This window comes from Paludibacterium sp., from assembly GCF_019232825.1.
Classification (GTDB): domain Bacteria; phylum Pseudomonadota; class Gammaproteobacteria; order Burkholderiales; family Chromobacteriaceae; genus Paludibacterium.
In genome coordinates, this window is the sequence record NZ_JAFAND010000150.1 from 1 (window position 1) to 16,905 (window position 16,905).

Here is a 16,905-nt window from a genome sequence, read left to right on the forward strand (position 1 = left end):
ACGCTGGCAAGCCTGCCTGCCTGCGTCAATGAATTGGTTGTAGTTGACGGTGCTTATAGCTGGTTAGTGCCATATTACGAATCTGTGGGGGTCAATCCCCACAAGTCGGATGAAAGGCTTTACAGAATCTTAGAGACTAGTGGCCTGCGCTACAGGGTGCTTGCTGGAATCTGGAAAAACGAATTAGAAAAGCGCGTGGCAGGGTTTACGGCCTGCACTAATCGCTATGTTTTGCGGGTCGATGCCGATGAGATATATTTTTTTGATGACGCTGTATTAGATGATTTTTTTGCCAGAGTCGAAGCCGTCGCGGAGATGACATGGCCGATTATGTACGACGAAAAAACAATGATAACACGTCACAGGCGGCCATTGTCGCGGCAATGCTTCCTTTTCGACAAAGAAAAAATAACAGCGTCAGACCATAATCACTATTTGGAGTTGGTTTTAACAACTGACGCGCTGCCGACATTGCAAAGGCCGCGTTTTCGCCCCTACGGGCGACCTGTTGCATTTGCTGCACACCTGACACATTGGCGCACGCCAGCAACAGCGATCACCCGCGCCGCTTTCTATATAACAAATTGGGTTCGCGCCAACGGCAAGGGGACCGACAAGGTGCGCGACTACTTTAAGGCGATCCAGCCGACAGCATTCAAAAACGCGCTGGCTAACAGCCGTTTTGTGATCGGAACCTACAAGTTAAATGTTGCGGAGAAGTTGCAGGCCGCGCCGCTATCGAAAGAACAGCGTGCGATCCTTGCGCCGCTGTATGAAAAATTCAGACAGGCCACACCGCGCCCAACAGGCGGTTTTGAAATTATCAGCGGTGAAGCTGTATATTTTGAATTGCCTTCGATTAGTCAGCGCAAACTAAAGATTGCCTTTGACGATCGGCCCGCACAGGTAAGGGCAATAATTCACACGATCAGGCCGGAAGCCCCTCATTATGAGGCGATCATCCTGCAACCAATCATCAAGGAAAAATCGGCCGCGCTGCATATCCAAGACACGGCGGGGCAGGGATGTGTCCGGCGCGTTCTGGAAATTTCTATTCAGCATAAGGACGATAAGCCACACATGCGCGGCGTTTTCGTCTAGGTCTGGCCTCTACATATAGAGCTTCAAGGATACCGCGCCAGAATGGCGGGGCAAGTAAAACTGGCAGGGCAGGGGGTAGTTATTACTTGTGGAAATCAAGTAAAACCGTCGCGGTGGAAAAAGTCGGCTTTTGATACTTCGTAGATATTCTAAAACCCTTAACATAATACGCCATTATGCGCCTATTTCGACTCCGCAATGAAATCAACATCTAGGAACCAGAAAAAGCGCCGCGCGGCCTTAACATGAATTTAATTATCTTACTTGTAGTTTTGTAAGATAATACAGGTCGCCCCCTAAATTGGGGGGTATGGTCAAAAAACTAGAATCAGTAGATTATCAGCGGCTCAGAAAGTGCTGGACAGTGCAGAAAAACAAAACCCCGCCTTGGCGGGCGGGGGTTGTAATAGTGGGTCGGTGCATCCTGAACAGAGGCATCTTCCCATAAAACGAGAGAAGGCGCAAGCGGAAAAGTATATTTTTCGCAACGATAAAGCCTTGTCTTTTGCAACCCCTCCCATGCCCGCAGGCGCAACTGTGAAGGGAACTCAAAACATGCAAGCTTTACTAGCCTTTAGCCCAAGCCTGCCAAAAACCTATGCATCTCATGCCGTCTGGTCTGGCTCGATGCGTGTTGATAACTACGAGGAAGTTAAGGCGACAGGGCGACAAATTCCGCCCGCAATCATGCGTAAAAGGCTGCTGAAAATCTACAGGGCGGCGCGACAATGGCGGGCCGAGAAGCCCAAGACCATGACGCAGGGGGCATTGCGCGTCCTAGAAAGCCTTTGCACAGACTTCCCAAACATTCACACGGGGCGCTTATTCCCCACGATTGCAACCATAGCCCGCAAATGTGGCCTTGGTACAACGTGCGTTAAACGGGCGCTTAATGCGCTTACAGCTTTGGGAATTATAACGAAACTGCGCCGCTGCTTGAGAGTGCCACAGATAGGGGGCGGCTTCCTGTTACGCCAGTTAAGCAACCTTTACACCATCTTGCCGCCTGAATGCTGGCGGGCAGGATATAACGACAAAGAAGCGCCCGGCGCCGCCATGGACTACGGCGAGAGAGCCAAAACATACCCTTACGGTTTTGATGTAGACATAAAAGAACATGCTACGACAAGCGCCGCTGCCGCCAGTATGGCCGAGGATATAGACCCATTGGCCGCGCAATTCGGCAAGCTGTTTTTAGCTGTCGCAGATCGTGAAAAACATTAGGAAAGCGAGAGGACACAAACCGCCAACAACTCTAATAACGTTCTTATATATAACTGGACAAACACGCACAACACAGCAGTAAAAGCATAAAATGAACCGCGCTAAGGCGCGGTCTGGTCTGCGCACCTTCTGCGCCGCTTTAAGCGGCGCGGGCGCTATAAGTTGCCTTCGGGCTATACGCCTTGCCGCGCTTACTGGTTTAGAAATGAATCTGTTTTTATGGTTTTAGGAACGTGTTAAACGGCTTTCTTGGATCTGTCGGCGCTCATCATTTCGCTGTTTTTCTGCTTCTAGGTTATCGGCTTCAATGGCGCGGAATCGTGCAATCTGTGCCTGCCGTTTTTTCCACCTGATAAGGCTGGCAACTCTTAGGCGTTTTTCCATGGGGGAAAGGCTGCTATCTTTCTCAATCGCCTCTATCTGTTCGGCTAGCCCAAGCATGGCCGCGTCATAGGCGGTTTGCCCTAAATTGGCTTTGTTTCGTACATGCTGCAATAAACCATCTCTTGCCAAACTTCCCCACCGTCGGCCTGACAAACTATGAATGTCTTGTCTTTTGACTTTCGCACCCAGCCATGGACGCAATTTGCGCAGTGGGTCATGGCGTAAGTTCCCGCCGTTTCTATGCCTTGATCGCGTGTAGAAGTCATACGCGCCCGCCTTTCTTTTCTGTTTTGTGATAATTAACTGTTGTTCCTGCACTTCCTTAACTGTAGGTAAGGCCGCAAGTTTTTCAGGTGTGAAGCCGAAAAGTGCGGGAAATACGCCCGCGCTATAACCTTCGGCCTTTAATTTCGGGTTGCGCCAAAGGGCTATTGCCTTGCCGTTCATGTCCACAAAGACGAGCTGGCCGCGATCACCACGGGCGGGCAAATAACGGTTTTCTATAAAGGTTTTTAGCCGTTGTTCCGGCGTCATCAGTTCACAGGCACGCCAGAGGTCAAAAACGCGCTTATGTGATGCTGTAAACCGCTTGTTGTTTTTGGTTCCGCCATCTGCGGGGTTGAATCCATACCGCGCCGCCTGTTCATCAGCTATGCGCTTGCATATAGGGCGCATGAGGGGGTCAAATAACTGCCCGTTATAATCGACGCGGCAAACAGCAACATGGTAGTGTTTGTGTCCGTCTTTGATATGCGCCGCCATAACCCAAGGGCAAGTTTCGTAGCCTGCCTCTTGAATGACACGGCGGGCCGTTTCTAACGCCTGCTCCGGCGTCAATTTGTCGCCCTCTCTCGTCCTGATCGAAAAATGCTCTATAGGCTTTTGCAGCGGCCTAATCTTCTGCGTCATTTTCGGGTAAGCAATTTCAAACATATGTGCCATAATTGCCCGCATATCTCTGCGGCCTTGGCAGTTTTCTGAGTATAAAAATTCTGTAAACTCGTTTTCTTCTCTATACTCGCCCGCGCCTAACAAATAGCGGCCCATGTCTGGAAACCCGCCGCGCCTTTTTGTTTTTATGAACATGGTTAGCGCGGCCCCTTCATCCTGTCAAAGGCATCTTCGACGCGCCGCAAGTGCTGGATCACTAGTCGGGCATACATGCTGCTTTCATCGGTTCCATGCGCGTTAAGGTGTCTTGCTATTTGATTAATATTATTGCCTTGTCTGGACACCTCAACGGATAGCGCCCGAAGCTCTGTAATTAAAAATTTTGGGTATGCAAACGGCAATTCTTCCGGCTTCCTGCCTAGGGCCTCTTCGGCCAGTTTGCGGAGCATGGCAGAAACGGAAAGCCCGCAATCTCTTGCTAGCTTTTCAAAATCGCGCCGCAGAGGTGGCGGCATTTTACACATTGCCGGACTCATTCTATCGCCCTTCGGGCGCGGCCCTCTACGGGGTGCATGGGGTGTAGCCCCTGCCAAGTAGGACGAGCAAACCGAATTACGGTATTGCTCTGCCACAACTTGCGCGAAGCCCCCCAAAATTTTTTTAGATTCTTCGGGGTTATCAGCCCGCGCCCCATCCCGGGCGCGGCCTGCGATTTTTTTAGACACTTTAGAAAATTCTTTCTTTGCCATGCCCCTAAAAATAACATGCCAGCGTTAATGGTATATTTACAAAAACGACAATTCTACAAAACTACAAAGTTATCTGGTCGGCCCTTAAAATCCATGTTATAGATTCCCAAAATCCCGATCCCCCGAGAACGGGGGGTTGTGAGTGAGTACCAAAAAAGTGCATGTTGTTTTCACAGACTAGCAAGGGAAAAATGGGGTGCGCCATGGTTAACAAAGCAACGATTATAAAGCCTTTTAAGGTTTCCAAAGCCACACGCCGCGGCATTAAAAAAGACGCCGCCAAGGCGGGGTTAACTATCGGGCGTTATGTTGAATTGCTAACACGTTTCCGCAAGGAAGCTAGAAAAAATAAAGTAAAAATTAACCGTAAAAAACAGAAAAATAATACAAGACTACTAAACTACAAGTAACACAATTTTAAGCCCCCTTTGCTAGTCTGTGGCTATCAGGCAACGGGGAAGCTTAAAATGATCGGTATGAAAAATATTCTTTTTGCTGTTGTTCTTTTAGCAATGGCTGCCACCGCGATTTGGAACGGCAAAGCGCTGACTAAGCAAGATTATGCTTGGCAGGCCCATGCATCTACAGTGCTGTTGCCTCATGACTAACGGCGCAACGGAACTCCGTCAACGCATCAACACGCTTTTGCCGTTTGCGGCGGCGGTTCTCTGCTTTGGCTTTCTTCTTGGTATTTCATTGGTGCGTGTGGCTTCAAGCCTGTCTGTTTTGATGGGGGAACAATGATGACTGACATTGCCTGCCAAGCGGCGATTACAGCCCTACTGTTTGCTTACTGTGCATGGGCATACCATGAAATTTCTACACGCCTTGCGCAGGTTAATTTGCGCATGGCGAATATAGAAAAGGAAATTCTGGCCGCAAAGAAAGAGGCCACAAGATCGAGAACGGCAGCGGCCACAATTAAAAATAAACGGGGGCTTAAATGAGCGACAAAAAGCCTGAAAACGCCCTGTTGTGCCGCCTGCCTGTTCGTTGTGGCGGCAAATATGAGGCTGTGCGGATCGTTGGCACGACGACAATGGACGCAACATTTACCGACCCTAATATTTTTGCCGTTCCGGCTAGTGATCGCGCAATTAGGGAAGCAAAGAAAGTGATTAGGGCAACCCCAGAGTACCCGTTGCGCCCCGAAAATTTTGAGTTTCAGGACGGGCGGGCGATGAAGTTGCGCCCCGCTATTTTCACAAAACCGCCTCAACCGTAGGGGGAAAAATGACCATAGCTAGTGAAAGATCACAAAGCGAAATTATTGCAGCGGCGCGTAATGTAGTTTTTGAAATTGATAGTGTGTTACGCAATGAGTCCGGCTATACGCATCAGCGCTCACGTATAGCTAAAATATGGAATGATGGTGGTCTTTCTCTTTATCGTCGCGCGACACGCTGCGCCACGATCAAAAACGATTATGTCGAGGCGCTCACATTCTTCGCTTATAGTGCAAAGAATGGTCACCATGATTTAGGTTTTTTGCGCCAGATTTGTAACGCTACAGTTGGGGGCCGCGCATGAAGGTTCGCGGCAAGCCCTACGCAAACGACAACCTAGACAGTATTTTTTCTACTGAAAAAATTTATGTCGTTAAGGTTGGTGGGGCTTTTGAACAGCCCCTAGATTGCGCTTGCGGCGCTTGTGTTGTTGTTGAAGAAATCGACTTTCATTTACACGCGGCATGGTGTTGGGCGTGCAACGCGCATAGCGTTGCCGCCCCTAGTTATGGGTTGGCTGTTGCTTACCATAATCAGGGTAGACGTGCGGCAGAGAGGGGCGAGGCATGACACGCGCCCGCCTGCTCAATCAACGCGGCTTTATTGTTGCACCCCTGCTTTTTGTTTTGGGCATTGCAGGGGTAAGCGCAATGGTCATAACGCAGGGCGGGTTGCAACTACTCGGTGTAAACAACTCCGTCCAGAAAAATCTGGCGTTACAGTCGGATCTAAACGCAACAGTCATAACCCTGTCGGCGCAGTCTGTATTAGGTACGGACGCGGCGACGGTCTGCCCCCCGCGCTCATCCAGTGCGTCCAGTGTGTGCGGTTATGCTCCTGTAGCACTTACAACACTTGCAAGCTATGTCGGCACAACCCTGCCGACTAATGCGGCGAATGCTTCGGCTGGCGGCAGTCCTTATGAAGTCGGCGTTCTAACGGCTAATTCAGGCGCAAAGGTGCTTGATCCTTACGGCCATAATTACATTATTTGCCGTTGGGAAAACGTGCGCAGCATGCCAGCCAGTAATGCGCTTATGATTATCAGCGCCGGACCGTCTGGCAATCTGCAAACCAACTGCGGCGCGACAACTGCCGCCGCTGATAATGTCATAACTACCGTGTCGGTTGCCACTCTAATCAACAGGGCGGCAGTCTGGCAAACGGATGCATCGAGCAACGCTAGTTACGGTGCCACAGGAACAAAGGTTGTTATTGACCCTTCCGGCGATATTACGGCGGCGGGTAGTATTACGGTAGGCGGCGGCATTATTGCAAATGGTAATATAACGGCTGCGAATATCACGGCCTCATCTGCTTTTTATGGGGGTGGTGCGTCTGTAACGACGCTAGCCGCAACGGGGGCTGTGACGGCTAACAATTATGCGGTGGCTCTTACTTCTGCGCCGCCTACTGTTGGCATGTATTCGGCGGGAACGAATAGGCTAGATTTCAGCACAAACGGCGTTCAGGCGATCAATATTGATGGTGCCCAACAGGTTACCGTTAACGGCGGTCTTTCTGCGCGTAAGGTACAGGTGCAGTCATCGGATGTGCCGAGCAACGGCATGAATAATCCAAGCACAAATCAGGTTGCGTTATGGGCCAACAGCACCCAAATGCTGACAGCGTGGGCTGGTAATGGTGTAGGGATTGGATCAAACAACCCGACAGCGGCGCTTGACGTTGTGGGGTCGATTAAGACAACCGCCAACCTGACGGCAGGCGGTTTAGGTACATTCCAAACGATTTCAGTGGGTACAGCCACGCTAGGCGCAACCACAGTTTCAAGCCTGACTAACGTAGGATCAGAAAACGTCACTGGAACCGTTACGGCCAACGCCGGAACATTCCAAACCCTCACCGTTAACGGCCAACCAGTAACGGGCGGTGGCGGTTGTTCTACTAATTGCACCTTTACAGGCGCAACCACAGTTTCAAGCCTGACTAACACAGGATCGGAAAACGTCACCGGAACCGTTACGGCAGGCAACTTTAACACAACAGGAACTTATCAGGTAAGCGGCGCACAGATTGCCGCTAGTAATCTGTCGAACGGTACAACAGGCACAGGCTCCATTGTTTTAAGCGTTTCCCCAACACTCACAGGAACGCCCAAAGCACCCACCCAAACGGCGGGGGATACGTCAGCCGCCATTGCAACAGATAGCTTTGTTGCAACAGCAATAACGAACGCGGCAACAATTACGGCGATTAGCTTAGGCACTAATGGCTATGTTTCATTTTCTGGTGGCTTGACGTTTCAATGGGGGCTTGCCGCTGCTTGTGGGGCGCAAAATTGCGGCGTCACTTTTCCAAAATCGTTCAATTCGGCGGTTTATGCGGTGATGGTGACAGGCAACAACAGCGGCACAAGTAACAACTGTGCCGCTGCCTACAACACCGCCAAAACAGGATTTGCCGCTGCTTTGTGTACGCAACAAAGCTTTTTCTGGTTCGCTGTCGGTAGTTGAGGGGGAAACATGAATAAAATCATTTTGGCCGCCCTGCTTATTTTCATATCTGCGCCAGCAATGGCTGGGCAAGTATTTCCGCCGCAAAATGTGGATCAGTGCCAAGATGGTGACACGCTCACGTTGCATAAGGATTCCGTTACTAACGATCTATCTGTTCAGTGTGTGCATACAGACATGAGCCTAACAAATCCTGGGTGGATCTCGCTTGCTGGTGGTTTAACGCTGCAATGGGGCCAATCTGCGGGATGTGGCGTCCAAAATTGCGGCGTCACTTACGCAAAGCCGTTTAGTAAATATGTTATCGCGGTTCTGGCGTCCGGCAACAACAGCGGGATTAGCAGCACATGCGCCGCAACCTACAACACCACAAGCCTGACTAATTTTGCTGTCGCTCTCTGCACAGTTCAAAGCTTTTTCTGGTTCGCAATCGGAGTTTAGAAGGGGGGAGAACATGAAGGGTATAAAGCTATTATTCAACGCTATAGGGAAGGTTTTAACCGCCGCCAAACAAACCGCGCAAAAGGTTGCCGTGGGGCTGTTGGCGCTTCTTGCTGTGGCCTGCGCCCCTGTTGTCTATGAACGCGGCCCCGCGCCTGTGGTGTACACACAAGGCCTGCCTGTTGTAATTGCGCCAACGGGGTATGCGGTCACAACAAACGTTCCCGCTTACTGTGAGAATGAAGCATCCCGCAGCGCCCCGCCCCGTATCGTTTACGGCGCTGGCGGTATTTATGCAGAGACATTCTACGGGCGGCGACACCATGAAACCGTTTTAGAAGCGGCTCCCCTTGTTCAGTACGACGCTAACGCGCCGTTGCGTGAACGTATCAGAAATTCATGTTTAGCCCGCTTCGGCTACGGGTTCCATCTGTAAGGGGGTCGGCCATGCAAAACTTGTTTGAACAACCAATGACGGAACGCCTGACAATAGACGCGATCAAAAAAGATCGTTGGGCGGCTGCATATATGGCTATAGACAAGGAAACGCCTCTCGATGTTTTAATGCAGTGTGCTTTAACCTGCGATGCGCTGCGTGATGAAATGATAGACGCGGCAAAAGCTACGCCAGTCAATCACGTCGCCCGTGGTGAAAATTTGGCGATTGTTTACCTTCTAAGTAAGCGCAGGGATGAGGTCGGGCGGGCAGTTATAGCTAACACGGATGTTTATTTAGAAAAAAACAAGATAGTCCCATGGTACGCAAGGCAAGGCGGCTACTCGGTGTTAGATCCCGTGTTGCAAATAGACGTTATGGTGGATTACGAAGAATGGGCACATAAAAATCCAGAAGCCGCAAAAAAACATGGTGTAGAAAGTTATTGCGCTTACCGTCAGCAAAGGTTTGCCGAAAACCAAGCCCGCCGTTGCGCTGCACCAAAGCAACAGACGCAAGGCGTGGAGCCGTAACGCATGGCGGCGGTAATCACCCAATTTGATAACTTAATAAACCGCGTCATACGTGGTTACGTCGAACGGCAAGGCGAGGTTGTCGGCAATCTTTCAGAGTGCCCACACGCTAACAACATCGCTAGGCTTTTGGGTCTACGTATGGGGTGGTTACAGGAACAAATAAGGGCCGAATATTTCCGGCGCTACAGGACAACCCCAGAGGAAAACGCGAGGGCATCCTATGTCTTGTGATCTGCGCCTGCCTTTGATTGTCAACGCTATGGTGAATCGTCACGGCGCGGCGCTCTCGCAGCCCCATGCCGCGCCCATAATCGAGGAATATGCCCGAAGGGCGGGCATAACAAGCAACCGCCTGAAAGTTTTGTGTGAACAAGAGTTCATCAGGAAAAACGGTTGTGGATTTGAAACCTATAACAACATGCGGGGGGCTTAAATGAGCGAAGATAAAAAGAAAATCTATGATGTATTGATTGCCCGTAAATACACGGCAGGCGGTCAAGAGCGAATTAGATATTACCCGATAGGTGTTGCCTTCGATGCACAAAGCGGCGGGGTGAATACACGCTTCTTTGCCGCGCCGCCCGTCGATGTTGATGTTTATATCCGTGAGCGTCGAACAAAGAAAAAAACAAACAACGGCCAGCCTGCGGCATTCGATGAGGACGACGAAGGCGAAGCTTTTGCAATCATGGATAACATAGATGAGTAAGGGGCATTATGATGGTTGCGGGGTTTACAACTGAGAGAATGGTAACGGTTAGGATGCCGATTAGCACTTATGACTTTATCGCCATGCTTTGCCAGACCCCGCCCGCCGCTATCGCGCTCTTAGTGGGAACAGACGAGTTTAAGCGGCTCTCGGCGCATATCAAACGCGCCAAGCCGCCAGCGGCCTACATTCCCAAAACAAGCGACTGCAACAAGAAAGGCAAAAAACATGACTGAAATCATTATTGACGTTAAGCGCCTCGACAACGCGAGCGATTTACCATTACCAACCTATGCAACGGAAGGCGCGGCCTGTATGGATTTATACGCCGCTATTCCTGACTTAGTTGCAATCAATAACGGCCTGCGGGCGTTAATCCCTACAGGGCTGGCTGTGGCCCTGCCCGCTGGCTACGAACTGCAAATTAGAAGCCGATCAGGGCTTGCAATGAAAAACGGGGTTTGCGTCCTCAACAGTCCGGCAACGATAGATTCAGATTATCGCGGTGAATTGGGGGTTATTCTGGCTAACTTCTCCGGCCAGCCTTACTTTGTTGAGCGCGGCCAACGTATAGCCCAAATGCTTGTTATGCCTGTTCCGCGTATCAAGTGGCGTGAAGTTTCAGCCCTGCCAGACACGCAACGCGGTGCGGGTGGCTTTGGCTCTACGGGCTACGGCGGGTGTGGTAATGTCTAGGATTGCCCGCCCTGCTGATTTGTTGGCCGGACTTCTGCGCCCCGCTTACGGCAACAACCTTGTGCAAATTATCGACTACACGGCACAACGTCGCGGTGTGGTTGCTGGTATAAGTTGTGTTGCTGTTATCATTAACAGCTTCGAGGATCTACAAGCCGAATGCGAACAGCTTGCAGAAATAACTATGAAAATCATTGAGCAAACAGGCCACTGTTTTTCCATTTTTCCAATCCGCGCCGCCGAGCTGGCCCGCCCGTCGTATTTTGCGCGTGACATCCTCCTAAAGGCTCCGATAATCCAATGAAATATGAAACCTTAGAAAAATTAAGCAAAGGGGGCTATAATGGCCCTATGAAAAAAACAGCGCCTATTTTAATCGAACTGCGGAAAGGACTTGAGGCGGCTTACGGTGATAAGCTAGCCCGTCTGGTTCTGTACGGCTCGCGGGCGCGTGGTGACAGTGGCGCGGGGTCAGATTGGGACGTTGCAGTTTTTCTTAAAAGCTTCGACGGCCTGCTGGTGGAATTAGACCGGATAACGGACATAACAACGAGTATTTTAGAAAACACTGGCGAGTTGATCGCCCCGCAAGCGTTTCTGGCCGAGGAATACAACAGCCAGAAAATCCCGCTTATGTACGAGATCCGCCGCGAGGGTGTGGAGATATGAAGCCGGAAGCAGAAGCCGCGCTAAGTCTGGCGAAGTTTCATTTAAGCGAAGCGCAAAAGATTTATGAGTATGGCTTTCACGCCGTTGCGGCGCGTGACGGCTATTTAGCGGCCTTACATGCTGCAAATGCGTGGTTGATACACCACAACATAAAACACAAGCGCCATAAAAGAATTGAGGGCGCATACAATAAAATTATCAAAGATGATCGCCGTTTTGATCCGGTAAAAAAAGCCCTGACAATGGGCCTTGCCTTGAAAGAACGATATGACTATGGTGCCAAGACGGACGCCAGTGGTACGACAAAAAAAGAGGCTGATTATATGCTGCAACAGGCTGCGGCCTTAATCGACATAGTTGCAAAAGCTACCCTCAAGCCTGATAACAAACCGCCAGCCGCTACGCTGTAGATTTAATCCCCGCCTTTATTGGCACAACAACCGGAATCGCACTATTCCATAGTGCGGCAAACTCGCTGCGCCACGCGCCAACAAAAGAAAGAATGTGAAAAACACAATAGTCCATTGTGCCGATTGTTGATGGTCTGAAAATCGCGGCGCTGTCTCCGTAGATGATAACAGATGACGGATTCATGATCTGCCTTGGCAGATATCGCACTGAAAAATCTTCTAACAAGCCCTCACTGGGGGCGCTGCCTGTCACGCATTCAAAATCAAATTTCTCGGCAAGGCGCGTTAGCGGTTTGGTGTCGCCGGCTGTAATGCCAAACGCGGCCATAATGTGCGCCGTTGATTGTGAGACAATTCTAACGGTGCTGCCGCCAGCGGTGCGGCCTTCCAAGTCTGCCAGAAAACGCGCTGTTGCGTCGCGGCCCTCAAGGCAAACTGTGCCTCGTTGGCGAAGGGTAACGCCCTGATTATCACAGAAGGCAACCCCGCCGCCTTCTAAAGCGGCCTGAACCTTGCGCAAGCTCTGCGGTGAAATACTCCCCGCCTCTAATGATCGGATGGTAGCACCTGACAGGCCGGACGCGGCGGCCAACTCATCTTGCGACCAATCCAAGAGGCCACGGGCGGCTTTAATTTGACGGGCTGTTATCAAAAACATGGTCATACCCCACAAACCGCATTAAAAGCCCGCTGGAAGCGGTCGGATGTTTTTAGGGGGATAACAGCGGAATTAAAATTAGGCTTATTGGCGGCCAAAATTTCGAGCGTTTTGCATAAATCCTTGGCCGACTTCTCCCCGTAGAGATTTACGAAATCAAAGTAGCTAACCATGCCTGCCCCTCGTAAGTTTGTTTCGATTTGTGGACGATAACCGCCACAAAACCTTGAAAGCAATCCAAAACAACGTTTTATTATCAATAACTGTATAAAAATATATCATTAGTCTTTATTATTAAGAATATTGGGCTTGATAAACATTCAAAACATGGTTTATAAAACAATAACTGTATAAAAAACGGTGTTACCATGATAACAGGGCGGCAAATATCAGCGGCAAGGGCGCTTTTAGGGTGGTCGGCTATCGACCTAGCCCGTCATGCGGATCTATCGGATCAAACTATAAGACGGGCAGAAGATGGGGAAACCGCCCGCGCCTCAACGCTTGATCGTCTGGCCGATGTGTTGGGGCAATATGGTGTCGAGTTCATCGGATCGACAGGGGTTAACAAGCGTATCGAACAAATCCGCACGATTGCGGGAAATGATACGTTCTTAAAAATCCAGTTGGATATTCTAGAAAAATGCCAAGGCAAGCCAGGGCAAACCGCCGATTTCTTTTTTGTCGATAATGCGAAAAGCCCGCCTGTTGTGGTTGAGACTATGCAGAAAATTCGTGCGGCAGGCATTCTCTGCCGCTACATAACCCACGAAAAGCCCAAGGTGTTGCATTATCCAGTTGGAGATTATCGCGGTGCGCCTGCGGATCTGTTTAACAACACTGTATCAGTTGTTTATGGTGATTATTACGCCTCCATGTTTTCGGATCTACAAGGCGAAAAAGCGGGCGCTATCATCATTGCAAGCGCCCCTGTGGCCGACGCCCAAAGAAAGATTTTCAATTTGTTGTGGGCCTCCCTGCCCCGCGTAAGGGTGAGTAAATGACGGGCTACGCGGTCAGGGTGCGCGGCGGCGCGGGGTGGCGTAAATTCGACTCTATACGCCTCATGATTTCCGTGGGCCGTGAGTATCACGAAGGGGCAAAGCTTGCCGCCGCTGTTGAGTGGATCAATAGGAATGAAAACATAAAAACGGTGCATGTAAGTGTTGCTGACACGTTGCAACGTCATAATCTGATTGCTTACGGCATGAACGAAGAAAAAGCCTTTCGTGTGTCGCAGGCCGAGGGCGCTTTGTGGGTAGGCCGCAACCATGAAACGTTATCGGGGATTAAGGCAGATTGTAAAATCAGGCGTTGGAATGAATGGCTAGAAAACCCTTGTTTTACTGACATTCATAGCAAGCTGGTGTGGTTCGCCGCCGAGGAATCCGGCTTAGGTCTGTTAAAGACTATTGAGGCCGACGCCCAAGGATTTTTGCAACGCAAAACGGCGGGCGGTGCGTCCGCGCCCTGCTCACTTCTGGCCCATAGCCAGCGCTATATTTTTGAAGAATTGGCCGTCTTTGCCATGCAATGCGCGGAAATGCCCGCCGCAGAAGTTTATCCATCACCACAGCTACAAGCCAGCGCTTATTTGCAAGGCAAGGCGCTGCCGGAGGGGTTGGGCGGCCTGACGACCCGCTACATGGCGCGGTTAGATTTCGTCAGAAAGAAAGACGGCGTTTTACGGAATCCACAAACCGCCGCGCAAGTGGCGTAAAGCGCAAACACCCTTAGCGGAATCCGCTTATTTTCATCAATGCAATCAAGCCCCCTGCCCCGCAGAATACGCGGCGAACCAATAAAAACGGGGGTTTCTATGCTTCTAATCGAAACGCGCAACGGCTCAACCTATATCGTCAACGGTCATTTGACTGACAGGGAAAAACACGTTTTAGCCCTGACAGCACAAGGGAAAGACGCACAGGCGATTAGTGATATTCTGGGCCTATCAATCGAAACCGTAAGAGGCTACATAAAAGCCGCCTGCAAAAAAATGAACGCTACAAGCAAGGGCCATGCGGCTGTTTTGGCGTTATGCTGTGGGTTTATACCCCCTCCGCTGTCGGTTGGGGCAGCTGGTGCGGCGGCGCTTGGTGTTATGTCGTCGGTTTAGTGCTGGTTTTATTCGATTTTTTAGGGGCTTGTTCCTGTGAACCCAACCCACTTTTTTGCTTTTGTAGCCACTTTTTGAATTGCTTGCTACCTTTCGCAAAGTTGTACGCAAGCTCAATCATGTCGCCTTGATTGACGTTTTCCGTAACGGAGTCAATGCGTAATTCTTGCGCGAATTTGGGCGTTACACGCACATTAAAAACTTCCGTGGTCCTTCCGATGTGTCTACGCATAGCGCCCCCCTTGTCTGTGCTGGATCATATACAGGAAAATAAAAAAACTACAAGTAAGACCGTGTTGTAATCTGGTCACAAGTTTATAAATAGACACCTAAATATGTCTACGTGTAGACTTGTCTATGCATATACACCTAGACAAGTCTATATATATACTGATATACGAATAGACACCTAGACAAGTCTACAAACAAAGGGGGTATGTGTATGAAGCAACGCGATTTAACCCTTGAGCAATTCAGGGCGGCTTTAGAAAAACATGGTGTAACCCTAACACTTTCCAAAGGCGTACCTACCAATGCGGGGGGCAAACCCTACTGCGTTGAATATGGGCATTATCAAATGCATGGGCAGAGAATGCACAGCATTGGTTACATGTATGGGGGCGAAGCAAAAACAACCCGACGCAAAGCCCTAGCCTTCGTAATACAGCAGGCCGAAAAACAACTAGAGGCGCGGCGGAAAAAGAATCTTGAGGCCGCCGCCCAACAAATGCAAGCGGCACTGGAAGATATAGCCGACTTCGTAAAACAGAACGGCACACCACGACAAATTGAGTTAGTGCAGGCCGCACTCGATGCTGCGCAATACGCGCCAACAAAAACAAAATAACCAACACAAGAGGATAAAAAACCATGCCTGTTATTGTTCTACAAAGTCCGAAAGGCGGCGCGGGAAAAACAACAACCGCGCTCATACTTGCAACTACATTAGTCGATCATTATAGCGTCACCGTGATCGACGCCGACCCTAATCATCCGTTTGCGGTATGGGGGAAGGGCGGCAATGTGCCTGATAAAATGCAAATCGTTTCCGATGTGGACGAAGAAAACATACTGGACAAAATAGACGGCGCACAAAAACAATCTGAAATTGTTATAGTGGATCTCGAAGGCACAAAAGCAAAGATTGTGTTGTTGGCGATTTCGCAGGCTGATTTTGTCATTATCCCAACACAGGGAAGTGCTTTAGACGCGATAGAAGCGAATAAGGCGGTTAAGTTGGTGCGCGATCAAGAGAGGATGACGGCGCGCAAAACAAACTTTGCTGTTTTGTTGACGCGCACAAGTCCGACAATTCGCGCCCGCAACCTCACACATATTCAGGCGTCATTAATACAGGCCGGAATCCCTGTATTGCAGAACGAACTGAATGAACGTGAGGCCTTTAAGAGTGTGGTTTCATATATGAAACCACTACAGGCGCTAACACGCGAAGAAGTGCCGAGTATCGAAAAGGCACTAATCAATGCGTATGAGTTGGCAAAAGAAATAATGACAACTATCGCAGAAACAGAAGAAACCGAAACTAATAAGGGGGCCGCATGACTAGGACACCGCGCATAAATCCATTTGATGTAGAAGCGCCTGCGCCAGCCGTGGCTATGCCTGAATTTCCGAAGTTTGAAAAGAAGGTTAGCGGCCAGATAGAGAAGGGGCAACGCGCCCGCCTTGACAAACTAGCCGATGAAACAGGTTGGCCAAGTCGCCAGCCACACAAGCCTAAAAAGAAGTTTATGACATTCCACAACAATTTGACGCCGGAAGATTGGGAGTTTGTGCAAGAACAGATTAGAAAGGAGTCGTTAGAGCAGGGGCGTAAGGTCAAGCAACTTGAATATACTCTGGCGGCGATCCGCTACTATGCGGAGCGCAAAAGATGATACCGAGAAAGGCGGCACGACTTATAAATGAATGCCGCCGCTACGTTATGGCGCTACGACCACTCAAGAAAGTACAAGGTCAGCGCCCTAATGTTAGCGCTTATCTGTCGGTGTTTAATGATTGGGATATATTGCCGCAAACGCTGGCAAGCCTGCCTGCCTGCGTCAATGAATTGGTTGTAGTTGACGGTGCTTATAGCTGGTTAGTGCCATATTACGAATCTGTGGGGGTCAATCCCCACAAGTCGGATGAAAGGCTTTACAGAATCTTAGAGACTAGTGGCCTG

The 16,905-nt window shown here is 50.0% G+C and carries 28 protein-coding genes; 24 read left to right on the forward strand and 4 right to left on the reverse strand.

Annotated features, from left to right (window positions below):
* Positions 1 to 1,101: hypothetical protein (locus JOZ06_RS19570; RefSeq protein ID WP_293235542.1), on the forward strand; the 1,101-nt coding region annotated here is incomplete at its 5' end.
* A gap of 354 nt (positions 1,102 to 1,455) precedes the next feature.
* A complete protein-coding gene (locus tag JOZ06_RS19575; protein ID WP_293235543.1) occupies positions 1,456 to 2,325 on the forward strand; it encodes a helix-turn-helix domain-containing protein in 870 nt (289 codons plus the stop codon).
* 225 nt (positions 2,326 to 2,550) lie between these two features.
* Here the strand turns inward: JOZ06_RS19575 and JOZ06_RS19580 are convergent, their stop codons facing one another.
* Both JOZ06_RS19580 and mobC read right to left on the reverse strand, forming a co-directional pair.
* Complete coding sequence (locus JOZ06_RS19580) at positions 2,551 to 3,756, reverse strand: relaxase/mobilization nuclease domain-containing protein (protein ID WP_293235544.1); 1,206 nt, start codon at positions 3,754 to 3,756, stop codon at positions 2,551 to 2,553.
* 41 nt (positions 3,757 to 3,797) lie between these two features.
* Positions 3,798 to 4,349 (reverse strand): plasmid mobilization relaxosome protein MobC, encoded by a 552-nt coding sequence (gene mobC, locus JOZ06_RS19585; protein ID WP_293235546.1) that lies wholly within the window; start codon positions 4,347 to 4,349, stop codon positions 3,798 to 3,800.
* 203 nt (positions 4,350 to 4,552) lie between these two features.
* On the opposite strand from mobC, the gene JOZ06_RS19590 reads away from it, so the two are divergent.
* The 15 genes from JOZ06_RS19590 to JOZ06_RS19660 all read left to right on the forward strand — a co-directional run bounded on the left by JOZ06_RS19590 (position 4,553) and on the right by JOZ06_RS19660 (position 11,946).
* A complete protein-coding gene (locus tag JOZ06_RS19590; protein ID WP_293235548.1) occupies positions 4,553 to 4,759 on the forward strand; it encodes a hypothetical protein in 207 nt (68 codons plus the stop codon).
* Positions 4,760 to 4,816: 57 nt separating this feature from the next.
* Complete coding sequence (locus tag JOZ06_RS19595; RefSeq protein WP_293235550.1) at positions 4,817 to 4,957, forward strand: hypothetical protein; 141 nt, start codon at positions 4,817 to 4,819, stop codon at positions 4,955 to 4,957.
* Between the two features lie 132 nt (positions 4,958 to 5,089).
* Complete coding sequence (locus JOZ06_RS19600; protein WP_293235552.1) at positions 5,090 to 5,296, forward strand: hypothetical protein; 207 nt, start codon at positions 5,090 to 5,092, stop codon at positions 5,294 to 5,296.
* A complete protein-coding gene (locus JOZ06_RS19605; protein WP_293235554.1) occupies positions 5,293 to 5,574 on the forward strand; it encodes a hypothetical protein in 282 nt (93 codons plus the stop codon). The genes JOZ06_RS19600 and JOZ06_RS19605 overlap by 4 nt, the downstream gene beginning before the upstream one ends.
* A gap of 8 nt (positions 5,575 to 5,582) precedes the next feature.
* Positions 5,583 to 5,879: a hypothetical protein gene (locus JOZ06_RS19610; protein WP_293235556.1), complete on the forward strand. Its 297-nt coding sequence runs from the start codon at positions 5,583 to 5,585 to the stop codon at positions 5,877 to 5,879.
* A gap of 262 nt (positions 5,880 to 6,141) precedes the next feature.
* Positions 6,142 to 8,049, forward strand: a complete 1,908-nt coding sequence (locus tag JOZ06_RS19615) for a hypothetical protein (RefSeq protein ID WP_293235558.1) — start codon at positions 6,142 to 6,144, stop codon at positions 8,047 to 8,049.
* A 9-nt stretch (positions 8,050 to 8,058) separates the two neighbouring features.
* Positions 8,059 to 8,490: a hypothetical protein gene (locus JOZ06_RS19620; protein ID WP_293235560.1), complete on the forward strand. Its 432-nt coding sequence runs from the start codon at positions 8,059 to 8,061 to the stop codon at positions 8,488 to 8,490.
* Between the two features lie 13 nt (positions 8,491 to 8,503).
* Positions 8,504 to 8,926 (forward strand): hypothetical protein, encoded by a 423-nt coding sequence (locus JOZ06_RS19625; RefSeq protein WP_293235562.1) that lies wholly within the window; start codon positions 8,504 to 8,506, stop codon positions 8,924 to 8,926.
* A gap of 11 nt (positions 8,927 to 8,937) precedes the next feature.
* A complete protein-coding gene (locus tag JOZ06_RS19630) occupies positions 8,938 to 9,459 on the forward strand; it encodes a hypothetical protein (protein ID WP_293235564.1) in 522 nt (173 codons plus the stop codon).
* A gap of 436 nt (positions 9,460 to 9,895) precedes the next feature.
* The gene (locus JOZ06_RS19635; protein ID WP_293235566.1) at positions 9,896 to 10,171 is read left to right on the forward strand and encodes a hypothetical protein; all 276 of its coding nucleotides are present in this window, start codon (positions 9,896 to 9,898) and stop codon (positions 10,169 to 10,171) included.
* A gap of 53 nt (positions 10,172 to 10,224) precedes the next feature.
* Positions 10,225 to 10,407, forward strand: coding sequence for a hypothetical protein (locus tag JOZ06_RS19640; RefSeq protein ID WP_293235568.1), 183 nt, complete (start codon positions 10,225 to 10,227; stop codon positions 10,405 to 10,407).
* Entirely contained in the window at positions 10,400 to 10,867 is a 468-nt protein-coding gene (dut, locus tag JOZ06_RS19645) for a dUTP diphosphatase (RefSeq protein WP_293235570.1), read from the forward strand. Before JOZ06_RS19640 ends, dut begins: the two co-directional genes overlap by 8 nt.
* Positions 10,860 to 11,171 carry a hypothetical protein gene (locus JOZ06_RS19650; RefSeq protein WP_293235572.1) on the forward strand — a complete coding sequence of 104 codons (312 nt, stop codon included), beginning with the start codon at positions 10,860 to 10,862 and terminating at the stop codon, positions 11,169 to 11,171. Before dut ends, JOZ06_RS19650 begins: the two co-directional genes overlap by 8 nt.
* Complete coding sequence (locus JOZ06_RS19655) at positions 11,168 to 11,536, forward strand: nucleotidyltransferase family protein (RefSeq protein WP_293235574.1); 369 nt, start codon at positions 11,168 to 11,170, stop codon at positions 11,534 to 11,536. Before JOZ06_RS19650 ends, JOZ06_RS19655 begins: the two co-directional genes overlap by 4 nt.
* On the forward strand, positions 11,533 to 11,946 hold the full coding sequence (locus tag JOZ06_RS19660; RefSeq protein ID WP_293235576.1) for a HEPN domain-containing protein: 414 nt from the start codon (positions 11,533 to 11,535) through the stop codon (positions 11,944 to 11,946). The genes JOZ06_RS19655 and JOZ06_RS19660 overlap by 4 nt, the downstream gene beginning before the upstream one ends.
* Here the strand turns inward: JOZ06_RS19660 and JOZ06_RS19665 are convergent.
* Positions 11,936 to 12,610 carry a helix-turn-helix transcriptional regulator gene (locus JOZ06_RS19665; RefSeq protein ID WP_293235578.1) on the reverse strand — a complete coding sequence of 225 codons (675 nt, stop codon included), beginning with the start codon at positions 12,608 to 12,610 and terminating at the stop codon, positions 11,936 to 11,938. The two genes, JOZ06_RS19660 and JOZ06_RS19665, sit on opposite strands and share 11 nt — an antisense overlap.
* 362 nt (positions 12,611 to 12,972) lie before the next feature.
* Here JOZ06_RS19665 and JOZ06_RS19670 point away from each other — a divergent pair, with 362 nt between their 5' ends.
* The 3 genes from JOZ06_RS19670 (at position 12,973) to JOZ06_RS19680 (ending at position 14,720) form a co-directional block, all read left to right on the forward strand.
* Positions 12,973 to 13,608, forward strand: a complete 636-nt coding sequence (locus JOZ06_RS19670) for a helix-turn-helix domain-containing protein (RefSeq protein ID WP_293235580.1) — start codon at positions 12,973 to 12,975, stop codon at positions 13,606 to 13,608.
* The gene (locus tag JOZ06_RS19675; protein ID WP_293235582.1) at positions 13,605 to 14,324 is read left to right on the forward strand and encodes a tRNA-dependent cyclodipeptide synthase; all 720 of its coding nucleotides are present in this window, start codon (positions 13,605 to 13,607) and stop codon (positions 14,322 to 14,324) included. Before JOZ06_RS19670 ends, JOZ06_RS19675 begins: the two co-directional genes overlap by 4 nt.
* A 99-nt stretch (positions 14,325 to 14,423) precedes the next feature.
* Positions 14,424 to 14,720: a helix-turn-helix transcriptional regulator gene (locus JOZ06_RS19680; RefSeq protein WP_293235584.1), complete on the forward strand. Its 297-nt coding sequence runs from the start codon at positions 14,424 to 14,426 to the stop codon at positions 14,718 to 14,720.
* Here the strand turns inward: JOZ06_RS19680 and JOZ06_RS19685 are convergent.
* On the reverse strand, positions 14,704 to 14,952 hold the full coding sequence (locus JOZ06_RS19685) for a hypothetical protein (RefSeq protein WP_293235586.1): 249 nt from the start codon (positions 14,950 to 14,952) through the stop codon (positions 14,704 to 14,706). The two genes, JOZ06_RS19680 and JOZ06_RS19685, sit on opposite strands and share 17 nt — an antisense overlap.
* 210 nt (positions 14,953 to 15,162) lie before the next feature.
* Here JOZ06_RS19685 and JOZ06_RS19690 point away from each other — a divergent pair, with 210 nt between their 5' ends.
* The 4 genes from JOZ06_RS19690 to JOZ06_RS19705 form a co-directional block, all read left to right on the forward strand.
* A complete protein-coding gene (locus tag JOZ06_RS19690; protein ID WP_293235587.1) occupies positions 15,163 to 15,567 on the forward strand; it encodes a hypothetical protein in 405 nt (134 codons plus the stop codon).
* A 23-nt stretch (positions 15,568 to 15,590) separates the two neighbouring features.
* The gene (locus JOZ06_RS19695; RefSeq protein ID WP_293235588.1) at positions 15,591 to 16,283 is read left to right on the forward strand and encodes a hypothetical protein; all 693 of its coding nucleotides are present in this window, start codon (positions 15,591 to 15,593) and stop codon (positions 16,281 to 16,283) included.
* Positions 16,280 to 16,618, forward strand: coding sequence for a hypothetical protein (locus tag JOZ06_RS19700; RefSeq protein WP_293235589.1), 339 nt, complete (start codon positions 16,280 to 16,282; stop codon positions 16,616 to 16,618). Before JOZ06_RS19695 ends, JOZ06_RS19700 begins: the two co-directional genes overlap by 4 nt.
* The coding region (locus JOZ06_RS19705; protein ID WP_293235591.1) for a hypothetical protein at positions 16,615 to 16,905 on the forward strand (291 nt) is incomplete at its 3' end. The genes JOZ06_RS19700 and JOZ06_RS19705, both read left to right, overlap by 4 nt.